A 12,292-nucleotide genomic window follows, 5' to 3' on the forward strand; every position below is an offset into this window, starting at 1 on the left:
CTTCAACTATTATTTTTCGGAAGCTCCAGAAAGTGCTGCTTCCATCCCTGGAACAGGAGGCGGAACTCATTCAGCCCGGTGTCCCTGCCTTTTGCAATCGTCTGCTGGATCACCTTGCCGCCCATTTCCGTATCATGCGGATCGTGCCATAGGAATTCCACCACGTCTGCATCCTGCTCAATAGACCCGGACTCCTTTAGGTGGGAAAGTTGCGGCTTGAGTGCCCCTTCAAACGCCCGGGACATCTGCGACAGCATCATAAAACAGCAGTTCATTTCCCGTGCTATCTGCTTGGCTGCTCCAGTCACATTTCCGATTGCCTGGGACCTTGTTTCACCTTTCTTCTGAGGGATATTCATGATCTGCAGGTAATCTACTGCGATGCAGGCTATCTTTCCGTACTTCCGTTTAAACTGCCGAGCCGTCGCCCTTACTTCTTCTATTGAGACTGCTGGGCTATCCTGAATGAAGATAGGCAGGTATTCAAGGCCGTCATAAGCCATTTGTACTTGTGATTGCTCTTTCTCATTGAGGGTCTTGTCCTTAATTTTTCCGTACTGGATACCGGTAATAGAGGAAATCATCCGGTCCTTGAGCTCGTTCTCGCCCATCTCCTGGGAAAAGATTAGGACGACTCCCTGATGTTGTTTGGCCACTCCATAGAGGCGCTGCAGCATCTTAGCTGTTTTCCCCACCGATGGCCGGCCAGCTGACACAAAGAGCCAGCCACGCCATAGCCCCCGGGCCCAGTTATCGAATTGGGCGAATCCGGTCTTAATGTACTCCGCTTTTTTGGCCAAGTGCTCAAAATAATCAGTTCTGCCTTCAGTGAAGCTTTTCATTTTTGCAGTGTCCTGCGGACGCATTTCCTGAACAAGAGCCTCGATGGTGCCAAAATACTCTTCATCTGATTCGTAATCATCCCGGGACATTCCCGTGATGATCTCACCCATGTTCCTGGCCCGCCGGCCAATCGCCTTGGAGCGAACGATTCTGGCGTAATGCTCTACATTGGAAGTGGTAGGACAGGACTCCGCCAGCTCGGAGAGGTAAGATACACCACCTATGTTTTCCACGCCCCCAAACTTCTGAAAGGCATCTGTGACTGTTATGATGTCAATTGGCTTACCCTTCTTTTCCAGGTACCGCATAACTTTATAGACATTTTGGTGTCTCGGCACTGAGAAGTCCCTTTCCTCAAGGAAAATAATTTCATCAAGGACATTAGCATCCAGGAACACTGCTCCGAGGACGGACTGCTCAGCTGGAATATCACTTGCTCCAATCAAATGCATCTGGATCATTCCCTTCGTCTATCCATCGCTGGAATGCTATTTCCTTATCCCGGGGATCCGGCCGCTGTACGGGTGCTTGCTGTCTTTGCTTCGGCTTCTGTGAAGCAGTCATTTTGATGGCCAGATCACTGAATTTCTCACGCAGCTTCCGGGCCGATAAAACATTTGTCTTCCAAAAGTCATCCTTTGTCACCCAATCCATGACTTCCTTGGCCTTCTTCTTTGTGACCTTATCTATTTCAATCAGTTTCCTAAAGTCATCCGCCCATGTCTGCAGGTTTGCTCTTTTGATTAGATGCTCCACCCCTGACTCTTTGGCAGTGGCTGCCACTCTCTTATGAAAGTAAACAGCCATTTTGTAGTACGAGTTATCCTCATCGTATTTTAGTGGCTTTGCCGGCTTTTTCGGCTGTTTTGGTGCTTTGGTTTTTTTGGATGCTGCTGTTGCTCCAGATGACTCACTGTCCCACTCTTCATAATCCTTGTTGAAGCCCAATATTCTCCCTCCATTTGGGCCAATCCCGTTGGGTTTGATAATCTTCCGATCTATCAAATTGCCAAGTTCACGATTCACTTGGCTCTTACTGACGTCTATGAGCCCGGCTATAAAGGAGAGCGCCATTTCATGCTCTTTTCTTTTGAACCCATATGTATAACGCCAGATGGCCATTACAATCCTGAACTGTGTCCCGTTGAGATTGACCCGCATGATTTGTTTAAAAATCTCGTTGGCAATCCGGGTATAACCTTTTTCAATTTGTGGACTTGCCATAACGAATCATCCGTTCATTTTTGTTTTGCAAAGTGTCCCATCATGTAAAGAGTGACTTTATTGGCGAATTCTTGCTGGGCTTCTGGATCATCGGTGGCGCCATAGTCTTCAAGCCATTGTCCAAGGAACTTTTTTATTTCTGCGGCTAATAGGACATCTTCTTGAGGCCTCCACCCGTGCGCCAGTGCTGCCGCGTATTGTGTTGGGTTGTCCCGGGAGAACCTTTTAAGCGTTAACCCGTCTCCGAAGTCTCCGAGAAGATGTACATTCAAGAATAGATAGTTCAGATCGTCCTCTGGCATTAATGTTGACCAAGATCGTTTCAGTCTTTCGAACGCCTGGTAAACTTCAATAGGCACTCCAACCTTATGCTGTTCCTCCTTAGAGGGATTAATATTTATTGTCACGTTCATCAGACAACCTCGATTCTGTAATGATGATTAGGCTTGAATCCTTTCTTCGCCAGTGCTCTTTTTACAGTCATTTCAGCCAGCGCAGGCAGGTTATTTTTACTTGATAAGTGAGTCAGGTATATTTGCTCTCCGATACCGTTAACGAGCTTACAGAGCGCTTCAGCAGTTTGTTCATTGCTTAAATGACCGATATTAGAAAGGACCCTGGCTTTGACACTTGGGGGATAGACAGAAACCTCCAGCATATTTGGCTCATGATTTGCCTCGATAACATAGATGCCGGAGTACTCCATTGCTTCCAACATTTCTGCATTTACATGCCCCGTATCCAAGCAGATTGAGCATTTATTCCCTTCATAATCGTTGATGGCATATCCGCAAGGTTCGTGTGCATCATGGTGTGTTTTGAAAGATTGAACATGGAATCCATCTATCCCGAAGTCATTGCCTGCCGTGAAGCTCCACACTAACTCTTGATCCACGCCTTGAATGGATTTCCATTCACCTTCGGCAGCGAAGACAGGGATTTTATATTTATTAGCAAGGGGTAGGCCCTTAATATGATCTGAGTGAGCATGAGTGACTAATATCGCTTTAATCAAATTCGGCCGAATCCCCACTTCCAGCAGCCGTTTCTCTATTTGTGTCTTTGGAATCCCTACATCAATGAGAATTGCCTTATCAGAGGACCGAAGGGCAATTACATTGCCCTTGGAGCCTGATGCTAAGATATCGACTTTCATGCCTTACTCCAGAGAGTCGCCGTCTGCCGCCTGAGCTTCCTGCATTTCGATATGCATATCAAGCAGCTGAGAAAGGCCGACATAGTCTGCTAGTGTTGAATTGAAATTTGGTGCGTGCTTTTCTTTGTATTCATTCTTTTGTTCTTTTGTGGTCAGGCCGAGTTTCCGGAATTTCTTGTTGATTTCAGACACTACCTTTTGCATCTGTTTTTCCTCTTCGGAAAGTTCCGGTTCCTTTGGCTGCTCAATAGCATCATGAACTGGGGTAATATCCTTGCGTTCTGGTGGCGTATATTCCGGAATATCGGCATTGCCAGCATTAGCAGCTTCCATTCCTTCCACAATGACGTCAGCGATATCGAACTGACCTTTGATAGCCCGGGTCCCAACGTGTTTTTTGAACATATCAGGATCCACATCGCCGTTATCCTGCTTCCAGAACTTCCCGTTAATCTTCATCCACTTTTGAACCTCAGAGACATCCATGAAGACTACATAATTGCTGCGGTTTTCTCTTTTGGCCACCGCGTATGCTCCCATGACTTTTCCGCGAGGGAAACGCGGCTTGTGTTTAACACCGACCATTTCACCTTCCTCATTGAGCACTACATCAAAGTCATCGACTTCGTTCTCACAAACAACTTGTGTGAAAACACCCTGGTACCCGTCTGACTTCTGAGCAAGGGATTTTAAGCCCTCGTAAGAAACACGGATATCCATCTTGCCGCCGTAGACGATCGGGAAGGCGTGGCGCAGGGATGGATCTAACCCCATTCGGTTACATTGGTACATGAATAAGTTGAACTGAGGAATGCTTAGGTCTTTCCCAACAGTTTCTTTCATGGTCATGAGTTCATTGACTCCAAAGCCGCCGATATCATGGAGCTCATTTAAAGAAGTATTTTGGGTTGCAAGTTCTGTGTTATTAGTCAATGTAATTCCTCCTATTAATCTGCTATTTTGAACTGAAAGCCTTTGACTTCCAGAAGGTAATCTTCTAATGAATCTTCCAATATAATTTCACCGTTCTCCGAGTCCACTACAATCTTGTCCCCGGCCAGGATCTCTGTACCGTAGTAATCAATGTCGCAATGTTTTGGCTGGGCCACCTGATTGGCGTAACCTGTCTTTTCCGCCTTTGTAATATCCGGATGCTGAATGTCTGCCATAACGATCCCTCCTATTGGGCTGGAATGATTTTGGTTCTGCCAGTCTCCCGGTGGACAAGGTGAAGCTCGCCTTTGATGGCTTTGTACACAAGCCATTTAGTAGGACTTAGGCCGACGGACAGTAGAGCTTTCGTTTGGCTTCTTGTTGGACGTTTGCCATTTTTCATTATCAAACTCCTCCAGTGCTCCAATTAATTTATGGGCATTAGCAACCTTGAAAGGTCCATGAATCTTGTCACCAATAGCAATGACGAATTGATCCCTAGTTCGAAGTAAAGCAACCTTTTGTGTGACTGTTGCCTCAATCATGTACTATTTTCAAATCCTCGCCGGCAACTACCCGGGACAGTATCAGCTGGCCAGATGGCTGCTTAAACTTCGTGATCGATTCAGCATTATCCACGAATACAGGCGCAATTACCTCGCTCTGCTGGGAAAGTACTTCCCGCAGCTCCAGGCCGGCACGGATGCCTTCAGAAAGGGAAAGCATGTTGTGCGGCTTGCCATCCATTTCTATGATGAATGTGTTCTTGACCTCGCCATTCTTCTGAGTGTCAAAAAGTCGGATGGAGAGTGTTTCAAACAAGGCTTGTACCTTTTCGGTCTGCAACTCTGCCTCTTTGGCCTTGAATGCCTTGATTGTGTCCAGGATAAAGATCGAGTTGTTTAATGATTCGAGGGCTTCTTTCTCCTCAGCTTCAGCTTGTAATACTTCACCTTGTTTCTTTTCATACTCCCTGTGTTTTCTGAGTTCTTCTTCGAGTGGCGCCTTTTGTGCCTCAAGCTCTCGAACCTTCGCCAGCTGTTCTGACACATCAATGTATTCAAGCTCATCAAGCTGACTTTGAAGCTCTTTGCGGTTTTTTATGGCCAGTTTAAAAGTTGCTTCTAATCTATCTAGCCGGGATTGTTTTTCTCTCTCCGCAGCCTTCAAGGATTCATCCTGCAGTGGCTGGAGGCAAACACGGCAATTCCCCTGAATTTGTTCGTTTAGAAGGGACTTGTGCTCTTCTTTTATTTGATCCCTTTCTGAAACAAGAGTATTAATTTTTGATTGAAGCGTATTAATTTTCCTGTTGGTATCCCCTGCTTGATCCGTCACCTTTTCAATTTCACGGATGGCTTTTGCCAGCTGGCTAATCTCTGCCTTTAAGGAATCCAGAGCAATGTGCGATTGGGTTTCCCCCAACTGTTCCTTCAGCTTTTTGGTTACTCTTTGAGCACCTGTATGAATATTATCCATTCGCTTTTTGTTTTCTTTATGGATGCCCTCAAGATCTTCAAGGGAGTGCTTTTTTAATAAAGGCTCCAGGCATTTTTCCTGCTCGTCCAGCATAGTCTTTAATACTTCTTTATTTGCAGGCGCCGTGACATATTGCAGGACCATGGCACGCTGTTTCTCCCAGTGAAGAGTAAAGAAGTACTGAGGGTTAAATAGGGAGAAAAACAATTCCTTATCAAACAGCTGCTCAAGGATTTCATTGAAGTCACCTGCTTTCTTTGGTGCTTCATTGATGTAATATTGAGTCTTGCCCTTCTTGAGCCCGCGGCCCAGGAGAAACTGATTATCATCGACTTCCAGCAAAAGTGAAACCAATGTTTCCTCAGCCTCGTATGTAATAGGCGTCGGATCAAGCTTGCTATTGAACACGGTTGTGCCGTACAATAGCCATGAAATAGCTTCGGGGATTGTACTTTTCCCTTTGGTGTTGTCTCCCGTGATCTTCGTCAGGTCGCCAAACTTAACAGTGAGATCACGGTGAGATTTAAAGTTTTGTAGATTGAGAGATACGAATTTGATAGTCCTCATAATTGCCCTCCTTTTATAATTCTGCTAGTTCCCTTTCCAGATTCCTGATTTCAGCAAGAGTGATATTTATATACGTGTTGTAAACAGATGCTACAAGCTGAGTCTCATAATTATCTTGTGCCCGTTCGCTGGATTGCTGTATTTCAATGCGTACAGCGCGTTGTGGCGTATATAGATCGATGACCCCTTTTGACTTTTTGATACTCGCTACTTTGTTCGTAAGTACTTCAATTTGATTCACAATCTTACGAGCCTTCCCTGCCCTTTCCTCCATATACTGCAAGGTTTTAATGTCCACTCTCTTCATCTCCTATTCTTTTATTGGTTGCAGCTAACAAACCTTCTATAGATGGCCATGTACCGCTCAACTCCACTCATTTCGAGCCAGCTCTTTGCGCTGATCTTCAAGCTCCACACCCCCTTTCGAGCTTTCACGAATAAATCCACCTACCATGATTCCAAGAAACACAATCAGCAGCGATAGAAGGTACCAGACAACAGGCGTCATGCCGGCACATCCACTTCAACTTGATACTTAACCGCCATTTCCTTCACTACTGACAAATAAATCTCAGTCAACCTGGCGTCATCAGCTATGACATCCAAGAAATTTACTTTGTCGATTCTGGACTTGCTGACTCCCTCCAGCGCCATTTTCCTTTGCTTGTTGGTGAGGCGAACAGAGAGCTTGTAATTGCCTCTTTCCTCGAGTCGCTGATAGCTTTCCTTTCTAATGTCCTGGAATGCCTGGCCGCCGCCGATGGAGTTTGCAATCTTGTTTATGATGATGTTTACTTTCTTCCTCCACTCCGTAGGATTGAGGGAGAGGATCTCAGTGATGTTGTCCTGCTTTTTCTCTGTTTCTATCAATCTTGTTTCCACTGCGGACAAACGCCTCTCTTGGTCAACAAGCTGATTAATGGATGCCTGAAGCACTTCGAGTTGAGTCTTCGGCTGCTGATCCCTAAAGCGCTTCTCAACTTCGATGAAGTATTTCCGGATAGCGCGGCCCATTTCATTGTTCTGGACCATGGCGATTTCTTTAGCAACATCCAGTTTTAAAATATAGTCTGCCTTTGTGACGTTTTTACGTTCCCCAATTTTGGTGAGCGTTAAATAAAAATCTTCGTCTTCAATGAATCCGTATTTGTGTAGCCGATCTTTAATCCAAGTCGTGAAGTCTTTTCCAACCATCAACTCTTCATGCAGCTCCCTGGCATCCACAAACTTCTCGCCATGTGGTCCCTCATAAACTGGCAGCATTTCATTGGCAACGATCTTTAATCCTTCCATCGGATACCCTCCTTCACAAGGACTTGCTCAAATGCATTTGTTACCTCCTTTACTTCCTCAGGAGAAAGATATACTTCGACTTTGCGGTCTGATTCGTAGACTGTGTGATTCGGTGCTGATTTCTCCTCATTCTTCACAAAGTCGTTCAGAGTGACCACCACCATGCCTGTATCTGTACCGTGTTCGATTTGAAGACAGAATTCCTCGCCGTGTAAGGTAATGCTTTTAGAATTAATGCTCATTTGATTTCCTCCTTTTTTATAGGCAAGCTTTCCATTTCTGAGGCAAAGTCTTTTATAACCCCATCAATAATAGCTGTAAGAACCAAAGATGTGCTCTTCCCTTCCCAAGAAGCTTCCTTCCTCCTTTTTGTAAGGAAATTTGTTACTTCGGCATATGTTCTGCATTGGCTTTTCGTTAAGGCAGCCAACTCAGCTTTTAAAACATCAAACTCTGAGATTACTTTTTGCAAGAACTGATAATATTGTTCTCTCTGTTCATTGTTCATTGATTTCACCTCCTTAAAATATTCCTAAAACCGTTCATCAATTTTCGCCATGTGGGTAAAAGAGAAGGCATTGCAGCCAATCACAAAATTGAAAGAGCACTTTCTTCTAAGTAGATGGTATTGTCTCCTAACCTTTGAAGGTGTTCACTCTCCCAGCAAATTGGGCAAGCAACATCTCCCTCAAGATCCTCATCTTCCTCAACTGCAAAAATCAAATGACACATGCAGCATCGATGGACCTCCACCTTGACCTGGACTGAATTGATTTTTCTCTTTTTCTTCACCTTCGGCCACTTTTCAGGCTCTTGCATCTGGTACCTGTTAATGCGTTCAAAGATTAGGTGATATGGCTTCCCCATTTCCGCGGCGATTTCTCTATATGGTTTTCCTAGCATATACAGCCTGTGGATGATTTCCTTCTCTTTGTTTATCTGTTCTCTTGTGGGCATGCCGGTACATCTTCCTCTCCGGCATCGTCCTCATCCAACCGTACCGCGGTTGTGCATTTACCTGGATTCTTTCTCTTAGCTAGCCTGCGCTTGGCTGTTGGCATTGTCAGCCACACGATGTACTCTGGCTTCACATTCATTTCCTTTGCACATTCTTCGGCAGTTCCCATGACCAGTAGCTCATCACCTTTGTAAACGGCGTATTCCCTCGCCATGGTTAGGATCCTTCCACAATCAGCTGATTCATGAGCTTCTTATAGACCAAAAGGCGCTGGCTCCTATATGTGTATTTACGCGGCAGCTTCTTTGATCGAGGATGGGATCTTCGCTCGGTGACCTTTTGGAGATAGAATGCTATACGGTGAGAAATGTCCTTATCCATCACTCAACCTCCTCCGAAAAATATATTTCCTTTCACTTCCATTTGGTAAAATAGTCTTGTCTCCCCAGACAGAACTACCTTGAAAAGGAGGTGAAAATTTATGAATGATATTGTCTACACTTTAGAGTTTGATGACGACTCAGCTAATTCCCGAGCAAATGAGTATCTACAAAAGGGTTGGGCTCTGATCCATGTAGGTACAAAATTGATTGATATTGTAGACGGTCAGGCCTATTACAATCCCGTATATGTTGTAGGTGCCAACCAGGAACAATATGATCAATACCTGAAAGATCTTGAGAACGATTCATTCTCTGGATTCTTGGCTGATCGATGATTCGCTTATAACTTTTCGATAAAGTTCTTCATCTGCTTGATGGAGAGCTTTATTTATCTCCACGTAACTCAGTCCGCTTTCTACACACCTATACCTGATTACTTCTAAAAGCTGGAGAGTTTCTGGCTTCATGCCAGCCCTTGAAATGCTTGAAGGCATTCCATCAGATAGTTGGATTTTTTTCATTTAGCTGTCCTCCTTTAATGTCCCTGCTGATATGCCGCCAATTGTTAATTCATTAAATTTCACTTCTTTTCCATACTTCCTAGATAGAATCCCTTCGATAATCGGTTTGAGCTTCAAAACCTTATCCTGAGTCATTTCTACTTCAATTAATGTCATGTTTATCACCTCGAAACAGCATATGCGGCAGGGACACTTGGACTATCATTTGTTCCTATTTAGGAACATCAAGATCAAAAAAATAAGCACGAGGAATGCCATAATGCTCTGCTAATAATCTTGCTTCTTGGAGAGAAAAATCTCCTCCTGTTCCATTTAACTTTTGATTCACTGCGCTCTGGCTCTTATTTATTAACTCTCCAAGATCCCTCTGGGAGATGCTATTCTCAACCAGAAACGCTTTAATTTTCCGGTAAGGCTGATGCCTCCTAGAGGTTGTTTCCTTAAAATGTGCCATTTTCATCACCTCCGTCCGTTCCTCTATAGGAACAACTTTAGTATAGATTAACAAAATTTACGTGTCAATAAATTTTATTCCTTTTTAGGAACGATTTATTTAGAAAATGTTGCATTATAGGAATTGGTAAGCTAATATATTAGATAAGAATAATATCGAAGAGGAGAAATAGGAGTATGCATTCGTTTGGAGCCATTCTTAAAAATTTGCGAACCTCAAGGAAATTAAGTATTGATCAGTTAGTTAGGCAGATCAATGACCGGTATGAGACAAAAGTGAGTAAGAGTATGATATCTCGTTATGAAAACAATTTAGCAGATCCAAAAATGGAAATTGTAAGAGTCCTTGCAGATTTTTTTGATGCATCTCCAGATTACATAATGGGCATTTCCGATACAAATCTTGAGGATACAAAACGTGCCAAAGCTTTAGAAACCATTGCAGCACATTTGGACGGGAAAGAAATTACAGAAGAAAAAATGAATGATGTTCTAAAATATATTGATTTTATTTTCCGTGACGAAGATAACTAAATATAGGGAGGTTTTTACATGCATTATGAAAATTTGCTAAAAAAGTATGAATACATCCCTGTATTTGAAAAGGATCTCCAGTTTGGGTTCAAAGGTCTCTACAGGTCTGGAAAAATTGCAATTGATAAAAAATTATCCACTATTGAAAAAGGCTGTATTTTAGTGGAGGAACTTGGCCATCACTTTAAAACGGTCGGAAATATTATAGATCAGACTAAAATTAGCAATCGAAAACAAGAGAAAGTGGCAAGGCTTTGGGGATATAGGGAATTACTGCCGTTCAAAAGCTTTATTGAAGCCTACAAACACGGATGTTCTAATCGCTTTGAGGTGGCTGACTTTCTTAATGTGACTGAAGAGTTTCTACAAGAAACCTTAGATCGATATATAGAAATTCATGGAGACTATCTAATTTACAATGAAACAGTCATTCAATTGAATCCTCTCAATATCTATTGCAAAGACGAAATAAAATCGGTAATCTAGGAGGATTAAATTTTGAGGTGTGCTATATACGTTAGGGTTTCAACAGAAGAGCAAGCAAAGCATGGCTATTCTATTCCTGCCCAAATTGAAAAATTAGAGGCATACTGCTTATCGCAGGGCTGGGACCTTAAAGAGAAGTACATTGACGAAGGGTACTCAGCAAAAGATTTAAACCGCCCTAAATTCGAAAAAATGATGGAACAGGTGAAAAGTGGCAATATCGATGTAATTCTAGTTTACCGACTAGATCGCCTCACTCGTTCTGTAGTTGATTTGTACGAGATTCTTAAAGTACTCGATGAAAACAACTGTATGTTTAAAAGTGCCACAGAAGTATATGACACCACTAATGCCATGGGTCGGTTATTTATTACTCTTGTTGCTGCAATTGCTCAATGGGAGCGTGAAAACTTAGCTGAAAGGGTTCGTTTTGGATTAGAGAAAAAGATTAAATCAGGCAAGTGGAAAGGCGGCATGACTCCATACGGATATAAAATGGTCGATAAGGATCTTATCGTAAATCAAGAAGAGGTTAATGTCGTAAAAACCATTTTTGAGTCTTCAAGAAATTTTGGCTTTTATACTGTCGCTAAACAGTTAACTGAGAAAGGTTATCCTACAAGAAAAGGCGGAAACTGGCACGTTGACTCCGTTAGAGATATTGCTAACAACCCTATATATGCAGGCTACTTAACCTTTAATTCAAGTCCGAAGGAAACTAAAAAGCCCCCAGGAGAGCAAAAGTTATATGATGGAAATCATGAGAGGATTGTTTCAAGAGAAGAGTTTTGGCAACTCCAAGATATTTTAAGTAAGCGAAGAACAACCGGAGGGAAGCGAGAAACAAGCAGTTATTACTTTTCTTCAATTTTGAAATGTAATCGTTGTGGCTACTCGATGTCTGGACACAAGACTGTGGGTAAAAAGAGCTACCGTTGTTCAGGTAAAAAAGCTGGAATCAAATGCAATAGTCATATGATTTTAGAAGACAACTTGGTTAAGCAATTGTTTAGTGTATTTAATAAAGTTGTGGGCGAAATCTATGGTTCCACCATGGCTAAAGATGTTTCTTCAGAAAAAGTGGCTGAATTAGATCGAGAAATTAAGTACTTAGAAAAGCAGTTAAAAAAGAAAAAGGTTATGTACGAAAACGATATTATCGATATTGACGAACTCATAACAGAGTCATCTGCATTAAGGCAAAGAGAGAAAGAACTTAGATCAGAATTAAAAAATATTGCAGCTAGTCAAAAGCAACCAAACGATAGCATTGGTTATGTTGTTGAGAATATAGAGTCTTTATGGACCCTTGCAACTGAGCATGAGCGAAAACAAATGATCACCACAATATTTACTCAAATCGTTATAGATACCAAGGATGAATATAAAAGGGGCTTAAATGAGTCCAGGGAGATTGTTATTGTATCAGTGAAGTAACTAAATGTCTTTTGTAGGAACCACT

23 protein-coding genes are annotated in these 12,292 nt (G+C 42.8%); 4 read left to right on the forward strand and 19 right to left on the reverse strand.

The genetic code is table 11. From position 1 onward, the window contains the following. Positions 1 to 2 precede the first annotated feature (2 nt). The 16 genes from Q9R36_RS25600 to Q9R36_RS25675 form a co-directional block, all read right to left on the reverse strand. Entirely contained in the window at positions 3 to 1,295 is a 1,293-nt protein-coding gene (locus tag Q9R36_RS25600) for a replicative DNA helicase (protein WP_311226138.1), read from the reverse strand. Beyond that, positions 1,273 to 2,067 carry a replication protein gene (locus Q9R36_RS25605; RefSeq protein WP_311226139.1) on the reverse strand — a complete coding sequence of 265 codons (795 nt, stop codon included), beginning with the start codon at positions 2,065 to 2,067 and terminating at the stop codon, positions 1,273 to 1,275. Before Q9R36_RS25605 ends, Q9R36_RS25600 begins: the two co-directional genes overlap by 23 nt. Positions 2,068 to 2,081: 14 nt before the next feature. Beyond that, on the reverse strand, positions 2,082 to 2,480 hold the full coding sequence (locus Q9R36_RS25610; RefSeq protein WP_311226140.1) for a hypothetical protein: 399 nt from the start codon (positions 2,478 to 2,480) through the stop codon (positions 2,082 to 2,084). Next, entirely contained in the window at positions 2,480 to 3,223 is a 744-nt protein-coding gene (locus Q9R36_RS25615; RefSeq protein ID WP_311226141.1) for an MBL fold metallo-hydrolase, read from the reverse strand. Before Q9R36_RS25615 ends, Q9R36_RS25610 begins: the two co-directional genes overlap by 1 nt. A gap of 3 nt (positions 3,224 to 3,226) precedes the next feature. Continuing rightward, positions 3,227 to 4,156: a RecT family recombinase gene (locus Q9R36_RS25620; RefSeq protein ID WP_311226142.1), complete on the reverse strand. Its 930-nt coding sequence runs from the start codon at positions 4,154 to 4,156 to the stop codon at positions 3,227 to 3,229. Positions 4,157 to 4,170: 14 nt separating this feature from the next. Then, positions 4,171 to 4,392 (reverse strand): YqaI family protein, encoded by a 222-nt coding sequence (locus Q9R36_RS25625; protein ID WP_311226143.1) that lies wholly within the window; start codon positions 4,390 to 4,392, stop codon positions 4,171 to 4,173. An 11-nt stretch (positions 4,393 to 4,403) separates the two neighbouring features. After that, positions 4,404 to 4,559: a DUF6906 family protein gene (locus tag Q9R36_RS25630; protein ID WP_187445333.1), complete on the reverse strand. Its 156-nt coding sequence runs from the start codon at positions 4,557 to 4,559 to the stop codon at positions 4,404 to 4,406. 134 nt (positions 4,560 to 4,693) lie between these two features. Next, complete coding sequence (locus Q9R36_RS25635; RefSeq protein ID WP_311226144.1) at positions 4,694 to 6,202, reverse strand: ATPase; 1,509 nt, start codon at positions 6,200 to 6,202, stop codon at positions 4,694 to 4,696. A gap of 13 nt (positions 6,203 to 6,215) precedes the next feature. Next, positions 6,216 to 6,500 (reverse strand): hypothetical protein, encoded by a 285-nt coding sequence (locus Q9R36_RS25640; protein ID WP_311226145.1) that lies wholly within the window; start codon positions 6,498 to 6,500, stop codon positions 6,216 to 6,218. 66 nt (positions 6,501 to 6,566) lie between these two features. Then, positions 6,567 to 6,710 (reverse strand): hypothetical protein, encoded by a 144-nt coding sequence (locus Q9R36_RS25645; protein ID WP_311226146.1) that lies wholly within the window; start codon positions 6,708 to 6,710, stop codon positions 6,567 to 6,569. Further along, positions 6,707 to 7,495 (reverse strand): antA/AntB antirepressor family protein, encoded by a 789-nt coding sequence (locus Q9R36_RS25650; protein ID WP_311226147.1) that lies wholly within the window; start codon positions 7,493 to 7,495, stop codon positions 6,707 to 6,709. Before Q9R36_RS25650 ends, Q9R36_RS25645 begins: the two co-directional genes overlap by 4 nt. Further along, complete coding sequence (locus Q9R36_RS25655; protein ID WP_311226148.1) at positions 7,483 to 7,737, reverse strand: hypothetical protein; 255 nt, start codon at positions 7,735 to 7,737, stop codon at positions 7,483 to 7,485. Before Q9R36_RS25655 ends, Q9R36_RS25650 begins: the two co-directional genes overlap by 13 nt. After that, on the reverse strand, positions 7,734 to 8,003 hold the full coding sequence (locus Q9R36_RS25660) for a hypothetical protein (protein ID WP_311226149.1): 270 nt from the start codon (positions 8,001 to 8,003) through the stop codon (positions 7,734 to 7,736). Before Q9R36_RS25660 ends, Q9R36_RS25655 begins: the two co-directional genes overlap by 4 nt. Before the next feature lie 80 nt (positions 8,004 to 8,083). Further along, positions 8,084 to 8,452, reverse strand: a complete 369-nt coding sequence (locus tag Q9R36_RS25665; protein ID WP_311226150.1) for a hypothetical protein — start codon at positions 8,450 to 8,452, stop codon at positions 8,084 to 8,086. Then, positions 8,431 to 8,667 carry a hypothetical protein gene (locus Q9R36_RS25670; RefSeq protein WP_311226151.1) on the reverse strand — a complete coding sequence of 79 codons (237 nt, stop codon included), beginning with the start codon at positions 8,665 to 8,667 and terminating at the stop codon, positions 8,431 to 8,433. The genes Q9R36_RS25665 and Q9R36_RS25670 overlap by 22 nt, the downstream gene beginning before the upstream one ends. Positions 8,668 to 8,669: 2 nt before the next feature. After that, the gene (locus tag Q9R36_RS25675) at positions 8,670 to 8,834 is read right to left on the reverse strand and encodes a hypothetical protein (protein WP_311226152.1); all 165 of its coding nucleotides are present in this window, start codon (positions 8,832 to 8,834) and stop codon (positions 8,670 to 8,672) included. A gap of 100 nt (positions 8,835 to 8,934) precedes the next feature. On the opposite strand from Q9R36_RS25675, the gene Q9R36_RS25680 reads away from it, so the two are divergent. After that, positions 8,935 to 9,171, forward strand: coding sequence for a hypothetical protein (locus tag Q9R36_RS25680; RefSeq protein ID WP_311226153.1), 237 nt, complete (start codon positions 8,935 to 8,937; stop codon positions 9,169 to 9,171). Here the strand turns inward: Q9R36_RS25680 and Q9R36_RS25685 are convergent. Genes Q9R36_RS25685 through Q9R36_RS25695 form a run of 3 tightly spaced genes read right to left on the reverse strand, consistent with a single transcriptional unit; the run spans position 9,142 to position 9,811 of the window. Beyond that, a complete protein-coding gene (locus Q9R36_RS25685) occupies positions 9,142 to 9,357 on the reverse strand; it encodes a hypothetical protein (RefSeq protein ID WP_311226154.1) in 216 nt (71 codons plus the stop codon). The genes Q9R36_RS25680 and Q9R36_RS25685 overlap by 30 nt on opposite strands. Further along, entirely contained in the window at positions 9,358 to 9,513 is a 156-nt protein-coding gene (locus Q9R36_RS25690) for a hypothetical protein (RefSeq protein WP_311226155.1), read from the reverse strand. 55 nt (positions 9,514 to 9,568) lie between these two features. Continuing rightward, positions 9,569 to 9,811 (reverse strand): helix-turn-helix transcriptional regulator, encoded by a 243-nt coding sequence (locus Q9R36_RS25695; RefSeq protein ID WP_311226156.1) that lies wholly within the window; start codon positions 9,809 to 9,811, stop codon positions 9,569 to 9,571. Between the two features lie 176 nt (positions 9,812 to 9,987). Between Q9R36_RS25695 and Q9R36_RS25700 the strand changes: the two genes are divergently transcribed. Genes Q9R36_RS25700 through Q9R36_RS25710 form a run of 3 tightly spaced genes read left to right on the forward strand, consistent with a single transcriptional unit; the run spans position 9,988 to position 12,267 of the window. Beyond that, entirely contained in the window at positions 9,988 to 10,344 is a 357-nt protein-coding gene (locus Q9R36_RS25700; protein ID WP_311226157.1) for a helix-turn-helix domain-containing protein, read from the forward strand. A gap of 18 nt (positions 10,345 to 10,362) precedes the next feature. Then, complete coding sequence (locus Q9R36_RS25705) at positions 10,363 to 10,830, forward strand: ImmA/IrrE family metallo-endopeptidase (RefSeq protein ID WP_311226158.1); 468 nt, start codon at positions 10,363 to 10,365, stop codon at positions 10,828 to 10,830. A gap of 12 nt (positions 10,831 to 10,842) precedes the next feature. Further along, entirely contained in the window at positions 10,843 to 12,267 is a 1,425-nt protein-coding gene (locus Q9R36_RS25710; RefSeq protein ID WP_311226159.1) for a recombinase family protein, read from the forward strand. Positions 12,268 to 12,292: the final 25 nt, after the last annotated feature.

It is taken from the genome of Bacillus sp. AG4(2022) (genome assembly GCF_031844465.1).
GTDB lineage: Bacteria > Bacillota > Bacilli > Bacillales > Cytobacillaceae > Bacillus_AB > Bacillus_AB infantis.

Coding starts and splice junctions, on each gene's coding strand:
- Q9R36_RS25680 (WP_311226153.1), top strand. CDS start 8,935: ATGAATGATATTGTCTACACTTTAGAGTTTGATGACGACTCAGCTAAT.
- Q9R36_RS25605 (WP_311226139.1), bottom strand. CDS start 2,067: ATGGCAAGTCCACAAATTGAAAAAGGTTATACCCGGATTGCCAACGAG.
- Q9R36_RS25690 (WP_311226155.1), bottom strand. CDS start 9,513: ATGACATTAATTGAAGTAGAAATGACTCAGGATAAGGTTTTGAAGCTC.
- Q9R36_RS25705 (WP_311226158.1), top strand. CDS start 10,363: ATGCATTATGAAAATTTGCTAAAAAAGTATGAATACATCCCTGTATTT.
- Q9R36_RS25660 (WP_311226149.1), bottom strand. CDS start 8,003: ATGAACAATGAACAGAGAGAACAATATTATCAGTTCTTGCAAAAAGTA.
- Q9R36_RS25600 (WP_311226138.1), bottom strand. CDS start 1,295: ATGCATTTGATTGGAGCAAGTGATATTCCAGCTGAGCAGTCCGTCCTC.
- Q9R36_RS25665 (WP_311226150.1), bottom strand. CDS start 8,452: ATGCCCACAAGAGAACAGATAAACAAAGAGAAGGAAATCATCCACAGG.
- Q9R36_RS25650 (WP_311226147.1), bottom strand. CDS start 7,495: ATGGAAGGATTAAAGATCGTTGCCAATGAAATGCTGCCAGTTTATGAG.
- Q9R36_RS25675 (WP_311226152.1), bottom strand. CDS start 8,834: ATGGATAAGGACATTTCTCACCGTATAGCATTCTATCTCCAAAAGGTC.
- Q9R36_RS25625 (WP_311226143.1), bottom strand. CDS start 4,392: ATGGCAGACATTCAGCATCCGGATATTACAAAGGCGGAAAAGACAGGT.
- Q9R36_RS25610 (WP_311226140.1), bottom strand. CDS start 2,480: ATGAACGTGACAATAAATATTAATCCCTCTAAGGAGGAACAGCATAAG.
- Q9R36_RS25615 (WP_311226141.1), bottom strand. CDS start 3,223: ATGAAAGTCGATATCTTAGCATCAGGCTCCAAGGGCAATGTAATTGCC.
- Q9R36_RS25700 (WP_311226157.1), top strand. CDS start 9,988: ATGCATTCGTTTGGAGCCATTCTTAAAAATTTGCGAACCTCAAGGAAA.
- Q9R36_RS25630 (WP_187445333.1), bottom strand. CDS start 4,559: ATGAAAAATGGCAAACGTCCAACAAGAAGCCAAACGAAAGCTCTACTG.
- Q9R36_RS25685 (WP_311226154.1), bottom strand. CDS start 9,357: ATGAAAAAAATCCAACTATCTGATGGAATGCCTTCAAGCATTTCAAGG.
- Q9R36_RS25635 (WP_311226144.1), bottom strand. CDS start 6,202: ATGAGGACTATCAAATTCGTATCTCTCAATCTACAAAACTTTAAATCT.
- Q9R36_RS25670 (WP_311226151.1), bottom strand. CDS start 8,667: ATGGCGAGGGAATACGCCGTTTACAAAGGTGATGAGCTACTGGTCATG.
- Q9R36_RS25695 (WP_311226156.1), bottom strand. CDS start 9,811: ATGGCACATTTTAAGGAAACAACCTCTAGGAGGCATCAGCCTTACCGG.
- Q9R36_RS25645 (WP_311226146.1), bottom strand. CDS start 6,710: ATGACGCCTGTTGTCTGGTACCTTCTATCGCTGCTGATTGTGTTTCTT.
- Q9R36_RS25655 (WP_311226148.1), bottom strand. CDS start 7,737: ATGAGCATTAATTCTAAAAGCATTACCTTACACGGCGAGGAATTCTGT.